We start from the raw sequence: 7,142 nt of genomic DNA, 5'->3' as shown, positions 1-7,142 counted from the left end.
TGTGCTGCGACTTGGAAGCCTACAGGTTACGTTCCTGAGTCTGGTGAGAGTCAATCACAACCAACTGACGATATTGGTGGTGATACTGGTGGTTCTGAGACTGGTGGCGGTGATACTGGTGGTTCTGATACTGGTGGCTCTTCTGGCGGTTCTGATACGGGTGGCTCCTCTGGAGGTTCTTCCGGTGGCACGTCCGGTAAGTCACTAACTGAGGATCAAGTAGCTTCTGCTGTTGCTAAGGGCGTTAAAACGGCAACCCCTGATTTGTCAGAGGGCATCAAGGATAAACTTACCGAAGATGATACTTCTACAGATGACAAGCGATCAGCTGATGAGCAGACTCAAAATAATATTACTTCTCTTGGTGATAATTTAAATAATCTAGTTCGCGGTGCTGGTAAATTTGCTGACCCTGAGCAAAATACTGGTCATTATGGTGATGGTGATTCAGAGTTTGATTTGGCAACTGCTCAAGCTAAAACTCAATTAAATATTGATAAAGATTCTCATGGCGGTGCTTGGGAATCATTTTTAAATGAAGGCGCTCTAAGGCCGTCTATTCCTACTGGTCATGGCTGTAGTAATTTTGTTATGTTTTCTGGTTCTGTTTATCAAATTGAGATAGGTTGCGATAAATTAGGCGATATAAAATCAATGCTTTCTTGGGTTATGTATTGTCTTACATTTTGGTATGTATTCACTTCTATTACATCTTTACTAAGGAAGGGTGAGCAATAATGCCAGCTTTATTAGGTATCCCGGCTTTATTCCGGTTTTTAATAGGTCTTGTTCCTCTTTTTATTGGCTATGTTGCAAGTTTCATAGCTCGTCTTGCTACTAGAACTGGATTATTAGCGACTGCTCTTGTTGGCGCAATTATGGTTGTTCTTTTGCTTGGCTTGCAATGGCTTGGTTCTGTTGTTTACGGTGCCATGCCTCAGGACTTCTCTAATTTAATGTCTTCTGTATTACCTGATGGAACTACCGAATGTATTACTGTGATTATGTCAATGAAAATTGCTGTTATGGTTTTTGATTTAAAAGATAGGTTTATTTCTATGGCTAATAAGGTGCTTTAATATGGCTGTGCATGTGGTGACAGGTAAATTAGGTGCAGGTAAGACACTTGTAACTATTGGTCGTATTCAGGACTATTTGGCGCGAGGTCGTGTTGTTGCCACTAATCTTAATTTAAAGCTTCACCACATGCCTCGTGTTGGTCGCTTTGCAAAAATGACTCGTGTTATTCGTATTCCTGATAAACCATCACTGGAAGACTTTGAATCAATTGGGCGTGGCACTACTTCATATAATGAAGCGGATAATGGTTTATTAGTTCTTGATGAGTGTGGTACTTGGTTTAACTCGCGTAACTGGAGTGATAAGAGCAGGCAGCCCGTTATTGATTGGTGTTTACATGCTCGTAAACTTGGCTGGGATGTGATTTTTATTATTCAGGATGTTTCTCTAATGGATAAACAGGCTCGTGAGGCATTGGCTGAACATGTTGTATATTGCCGTCGAATGGATAAATTAAACATTCCGATTATTGGAGGGTTAATTTCTCTTTTTGCTAATTCAAGGTTGCCATTACCTAAGATTCATTTTGGTATTGTTAAATATGGTGATAACCCACAGGCATTAACTGTTGATAAGTGGGTATATACAGGAAAGGATTTATATGCTGCTTATGATACTAAGCAGATATTTTCTGCAAATTATGACAGTGGTTCTTTTTGTTTGATACCTCCTTATTACACGCATGGTCAATTTTCAATTATTAGGGATTTTAAATATTATATGAGAATGACAAGAATTTATTTTAAGAGAATGAATCGTGTCTGGTTAATGTCTTCGTTTCTTGCTTTGGGTGCAGGTTTGGGTATGTTATACAAATCTAATCAGCTCTCATCTGAGATTGCTCAATTAAAGTTAGATCCAAAGGTGGATCATATTACTAAAAGCGATCATGTAACGGATAATTTGCCTAGATTATCGATCAACTCATATTCCCAAATGGGTTATGATGTTTCTGTCAGTTTTAAAGATTCTAACTCTAAAATTTATAACTCATTCGATTTAATAAAGGATGGTTATAAATTAGATGTTAAAGATGCTTGCCATGTGACTATTGTTAGAAAATCTTATATACAGCAAATTACTTGTGAAGGTTAATTATGAAATTTCAGGCTAAAAAATACATTTTCAGTTATCTTGTTCTTAATGTCGTTATGGTATTCGGTATTTCCTTTAATGTTTTTGCTGAGCCAGTAAATTTAAATAATACCCCTGTTCGCTCTTTTGTTCAGTGGTATTCGCAAAAATCAAGTAAGGCTGTCGTTGTCAATCCAGACGTTAAGGGAAATATCACCGTTTTTAATGCTGATGTTAATCAAGCTAACATTGATGAATTTTTTAAGTCTGTACTCAATGCTAATGGTTTTGTTCTTCTTTCTGGCAATCCTTCTGTTGTTTCCACTCCTTCAAAGTTACCGTCTCAGGCTCAAAATGATGATGACTATGAAGATCCCGCTGCTTATGAAGATAACACCGGTTCTTCTCAGGCAGCTCCCGAACCTCAAAAGCCAGTTGATTTAACCGTACGTAATTTTAAGTTAACTCGCGTTCGTTCTACTGACGTTCTTCCGCTGGCAAAGATTTTCGTTGATTCAAATGGTGGCGGTGACGTCATAGATTACCCTGGTAACAACAGCCTTGTTGTTTCCGGTTCTGCTTCCATTATGGATGCTTTATCTCAGTTCATTACGTCAATCGACGTTGCCCGTGAGCAGGTTCTTATTCAATCACTTATGTTTGAAACTAGCCTTTCTAATGGCGTAGATTTATCTTTTGCTGCTGGTTCAGCTTCAGGCGGTAAGGTAGCAGGCGGATTTAACACTTCAGCTCTTGGCACCGCTCTTTCTACTACAGGTGGCTCTTTTGGCATCTTCAATGGAAACGTTCTTGCCCTTTCACTTCAGGCTGTAAAAAATGACTCTAATTCTAAAGTCATCTCAACCCCACGCATCCTTACTCAGTCTGGCCAGACTGGTTATATCTCCGTTGGCCAGAATGTGCCTTTTGTTACTGGCAAGGTGACTGGTGAGGCTGCCAGCGTTAACAATCCATTCCAGACAATAGAGCGCCGCGACGTGGGCATTTCTTTAAAGGTGACGCCTGTTGTTATGGGAAATGGTCAGCTAGTTCTCACCATCGATACAAAGGCCGATTCTCTTAGCAATCAAGAGACTGCAAGCGACATCATTACTAATCAGCGTCAAATTCAGACTACTGTTCAGATTAAAGATGGTCAGACTTTATTACTCGGTGGTTTGATTGACTCTAATAAGACGGATAGCAATCGTTCTGTTCCGTGGTTCGAAAGCATTCCTGTAATTGGCTGGTTGTTCCGCAGCCATAGTGATTCTAATACCGAAAGAACTATGTTCGTTCTCTTAACCGCGCACGTTATTAGGGCGCTTTGAGGCTATGGGGTAGGTGCGAAGCCCTGCCCCATAGACTCTTGCGCCTCTTCGTGTGCGCGGCTCTGGATCGTCGTATGTTCCTCGCTTTTATTTTCCCCCCTGGCTGCGAACCAATCAGCCGTTAGCGTGCCTTAAAGCCATTCTAACGGCCTCTTCATTTCACCCGTCTAACAGTCGCCTTATGCCCGCATGGGCATGTTAGAGCGCTCTCAGTATTCTCATTTTTCGTCTAATGCTTGCCGCTCGATACAAAGGGAGAGATTACATATTCTCTTGAACCCATCCCCTTCCCTGCTAAGCCGGGTTTTTATTTGATGATCGTGAAGCCATTTTGATGGTGGGCGGTCGGAGACGAAAGGACGTTAAAGCGGCGGTTTTTGGATTGGCTGGCGGCTCGGAAGTGGTGAGTCCACTTTGTTTAATAGTGGACTCTTGTTGCATTTTGCAACGCGCTACAACCCTTTCTCCCTCAAAACCCCTTCAATTGCTTCTTCAAGCCTATGTTTTATAAGGTAATTTATCAATTCTGATTGTTTTATAGGCAAACCAGCTCTTTTAGTGGCCTCTACGGTCGCTGTTACCAGTAACTCTTGCATATGTCTATTGATTGTTACTGTAGTTCGACTACCTTTTTTAGCGGCTGCATCCATTAGATAAATCCTATAATATCTTTACAAATAGTTGCGTTGGGAATTACATGTGCTACATTACGCACATGGTGAGTGTTTGAGTGCTTGAAGTCATGATTGATATGCTGGTCTTAAGGATACCGTTTAAAAGCTCTCTTGTATCGGAGCGTCTTGATTCACAGGGAAATTATGTTTCCCATGTGAACCTTGCTGAGGTTGCCCGCCTTTCTGGTCTGACTCTTGCCGCCCATACAGTAGAATACGCCATTGATGGTGATTTGACTGTATCGGGGCTTAAGCATCCTTACGAATCTCTCCCTTCTCATTATGCTGGGATCGCATTGAAAATTTTTGAGGGCGGTAAGAATTTCGAGCCATGTGTAGAGCTGAAAGCATCTCCGGCGAAATTGTTACAAGGTCACAATATTTTTGGGCCTACATCTTTTGAGTTGTGCGGTCTGGAATTTTTCGGTGCCTTTGCTGCTGCTATGCCTGAACTCTATGATTTGTGTGATGTAACTAATACGGTAGTTGGTCGCATAGATGTAACTTTCAGTGCAAAAGTCGCAAATGATCACATTGCTAACCAGGTGATTTCTTTCTTGCGCAATGTATCCAACGGTCAGACTAAAAAGACTCGTGCTCTTGATTATGAAACAACTGTTATGTGGAACGAAGGAAGTCGCCACCGTACTCTTGTTGCATACTTGAAACATCATGAGGTGCAGGCTCAGATTAAGAGATTGCAGAAAAAGAAAAGTTCCCACTTATCTTCTTATGAAAAAAATTGCTTAGATGTTTTAAGCAATCCACAGCTTCAATTATATGCTGTTGGTCTTGTTCGTTTTGAGGCTCGTTTACATACCCGTTTCTTTGAAAACTTTGGGTTGCCTCGCAAATTCTTTGATATCGTTAAATATCAAGATAATTATGAAAATGGTTCTTTTAACTTAATTTGTGATCTGTGGAATAAATCGTTTAAAGACTTGTTTGATGCCTTTAAAGGTGCTGATATGAATGTTTATGATGATTCTAAAGTTTATGATGCTTTAATTAATAACTTTTCTTCTGTTACTAAATCTGGCAATATTTCAAACTCAAAAGCTAATCGCTTATTTGGTTTTTATCGCCGCTTGGTTAATGAGGGTTATGATAACGTGTCTCAAACAATGGAGCGCACAACTTTCTGGCGATCTTTGAAGGAATTAACTTCTGTTGGTTTATCTAAGGCTCAATTAATGAACCTTTCAACCGAAAATAATGTAGTGCCGTTGGTTCAAATGATTAATATTGATTTTTCTCAACAATACCCTGATTGGTATATTGAACCGGTATCTATTTTTAATCGTTCTAACGTTGTCAGCATTAACGCTGCTTAATTTTAATTTATCGAGAGACATTTATTATGCTTACTGTAGAAATTCACGATTCGCAAGTTGCTGTTAAAGAGCGTTCCGGCGTATCTCAAAAATCTGGAAAGGCTTACACTATTCGTGAGCAGGAAGGCTATATTGATCTCGGTGGCGTTTATCCTGCTCTCTTCAATTTTAACTTGGAAGATGGTCAGCATCCTTATCCCGCTGGCAAATATCGTGTTCATTCATCCTCTTTTAAAATTAACAATTTTGGACAGGTTTCTGTTGGTCGCGTTCTTCTTGAATCAGTTAAGTCTGCATGACTACTGATGACCTAATTCATGTAGTATTTGCTCTTGGCCTCGTTCTCTCCTTTGGGTTAGGTGCAATTACTGCTGGAGTGTTCCGATGATTGATTATGTTGGTTCTTTTCTCGGAGCTTATTTCTTGGGCTTTGCCCTCTTTTATGGAATTGCTTTTTTCAAGTCAATTTCTGACCGTATGATTTAAGGAAAATATAAAATGCGCGTTCTTTCTACTGTTTTAGCTGCTAAAAATAAAATTGCTTTGGGTGCTGCAACTATGTTGGTTTCTGCTGGTTCTTTTGCTGCTGAAGGTGACACGGCAACTAATTACGCTACTGAGGCAATGACTTCTCTGAAAACTCAGGCAACTGACCTGATCGCTCAGACTTGGCCTGTTGTTACTGTTGTTGTTGGTGCTGGCTTGGCAATTCGCCTGTTTAAGAAGTTCTCTTCTAAAGCTGTTTAATTTCCAGCGTTATTTAAAAGGGGCGCGCTTGCGTCCTTTTTTTTTACCTTTATTCCGTTAAGGCTTAATTGTGAAAACTAAAATAATAGCAATTCTTTTATTATCTTACGTTCCATTTTCTAATGCTGATACTTGGGAGTCGGTTGCTAAACAGTATTTCACTGGTTTTGCTAACTCTACCACTGTTACTTCAACTGATTCTGATAATAAAACCATTCGCAAGGAAGTTATTACTCAATCTGATTTAACCGCTGCTTGCGCTGATGCAAAGAAACAGGGTGATGATGTTTTTGATTCTGTAAAATTGACATATTCTGGTGTGTGGCCTGAATCTCAATTCAGAATCGTTTATGGAGACTCTTGTACTTATAATGGATCGCCTGGTGAGAAGGATACTAGCTGGTCAATTCAGGCGAAAATATCTGGTGATATTCAGCGTTCTGTAGCTGATGAAAAACCTGCTGAAAAAACTCCTGAAGAAGTCTGTGAGGCTAGCCCTCCAATCAGTAACACCTTCAATAACGTCTCTGACGGTTATATTAACTATAACGGCTGTGAGTATGAAGCAACGGGCGTTATCGTTTGTAATAACGCTAAAACGGTCTGTGCTGCGACTTGGAAGCCTACAGGTTACGTTCCTGAGTCTGGTGAGAGTCAATCACAACCAACTGACGATATTGGTGGTGATACTGGTGGTTCTGAGACTGGTGGCGGTGATACTGGTGGTTCTGATACTGGTGGCTCTTCTGGCGGTTCTGATACGGGTGGCTCCTCTGGAGGTTCTTCCGGTGGCACGTCCGGTAAGTCACTAACTGAGGATCAAGTAGCTTCTGCTGTTGCTAAGGGCGTTAAAACGGCAACCCCTGATTTGTCAGAGGGCATCAAGGATAAACTTACCGAAG

7 protein-coding genes and 2 pseudogenes are annotated in these 7,142 nt (G+C 40.5%); all 9 read left to right on the top strand.

Annotated elements, in window-relative coordinates:
* Positions 1 to 738: pseudogene (locus CG67_RS18360) on the top strand (attachment protein); the annotation flags it as partial.
* On the top strand, positions 738 to 1,079 hold the full coding sequence (locus tag CG67_RS13885; protein WP_025903542.1) for a DUF5455 family protein: 342 nt from the start codon (positions 738 to 740) through the stop codon (positions 1,077 to 1,079). The pseudogene CG67_RS18360 and the gene CG67_RS13885, both read left to right, overlap by 1 nt.
* 1 nt (position 1,080) lies before the next feature.
* Positions 1,081 to 2,175, top strand: coding sequence for a zonular occludens toxin domain-containing protein (locus CG67_RS13880; RefSeq protein ID WP_025903541.1), 1,095 nt, complete (start codon positions 1,081 to 1,083; stop codon positions 2,173 to 2,175).
* Between the two features lie 2 nt (positions 2,176 to 2,177).
* Positions 2,178 to 3,485, top strand: coding sequence for a secretin N-terminal domain-containing protein (locus CG67_RS13875; protein WP_025903540.1), 1,308 nt, complete (start codon positions 2,178 to 2,180; stop codon positions 3,483 to 3,485).
* 730 nt (positions 3,486 to 4,215) lie between these two features.
* The gene (locus tag CG67_RS13870; protein ID WP_235501139.1) at positions 4,216 to 5,493 is read left to right on the top strand and encodes a phage/plasmid replication protein, II/X family; all 1,278 of its coding nucleotides are present in this window, start codon (positions 4,216 to 4,218) and stop codon (positions 5,491 to 5,493) included.
* A gap of 26 nt (positions 5,494 to 5,519) precedes the next feature.
* On the top strand, positions 5,520 to 5,792 hold the full coding sequence (locus CG67_RS17650; RefSeq protein WP_025903537.1) for a single-stranded DNA-binding protein: 273 nt from the start codon (positions 5,520 to 5,522) through the stop codon (positions 5,790 to 5,792).
* Positions 5,789 to 5,881: a tail virion protein G7P-2 gene (locus CG67_RS18815; RefSeq protein WP_025903536.1), complete on the top strand. Its 93-nt coding sequence runs from the start codon at positions 5,789 to 5,791 to the stop codon at positions 5,879 to 5,881. Before CG67_RS17650 ends, CG67_RS18815 begins: the two co-directional genes overlap by 4 nt.
* 110 nt (positions 5,882 to 5,991) lie before the next feature.
* Positions 5,992 to 6,240 carry a major coat protein gene (locus CG67_RS13860; protein WP_025903534.1) on the top strand — a complete coding sequence of 83 codons (249 nt, stop codon included), beginning with the start codon at positions 5,992 to 5,994 and terminating at the stop codon, positions 6,238 to 6,240.
* Positions 6,241 to 6,310: 70 nt separating this feature from the next.
* Positions 6,311 to 7,142: pseudogene (locus CG67_RS18355) on the top strand (attachment protein); the annotation flags it as partial.

Source organism: Tatumella sp. UCD-D_suzukii (assembly GCF_000611875.2).
In the GTDB taxonomy this organism is placed as follows: domain Bacteria; phylum Pseudomonadota; class Gammaproteobacteria; order Enterobacterales; family Enterobacteriaceae; genus Tatumella; species Tatumella ptyseos.
Note: the sequence above shows the minus strand (reverse complement) of the source record. Positions and strands in the feature narration are given on the sequence as shown.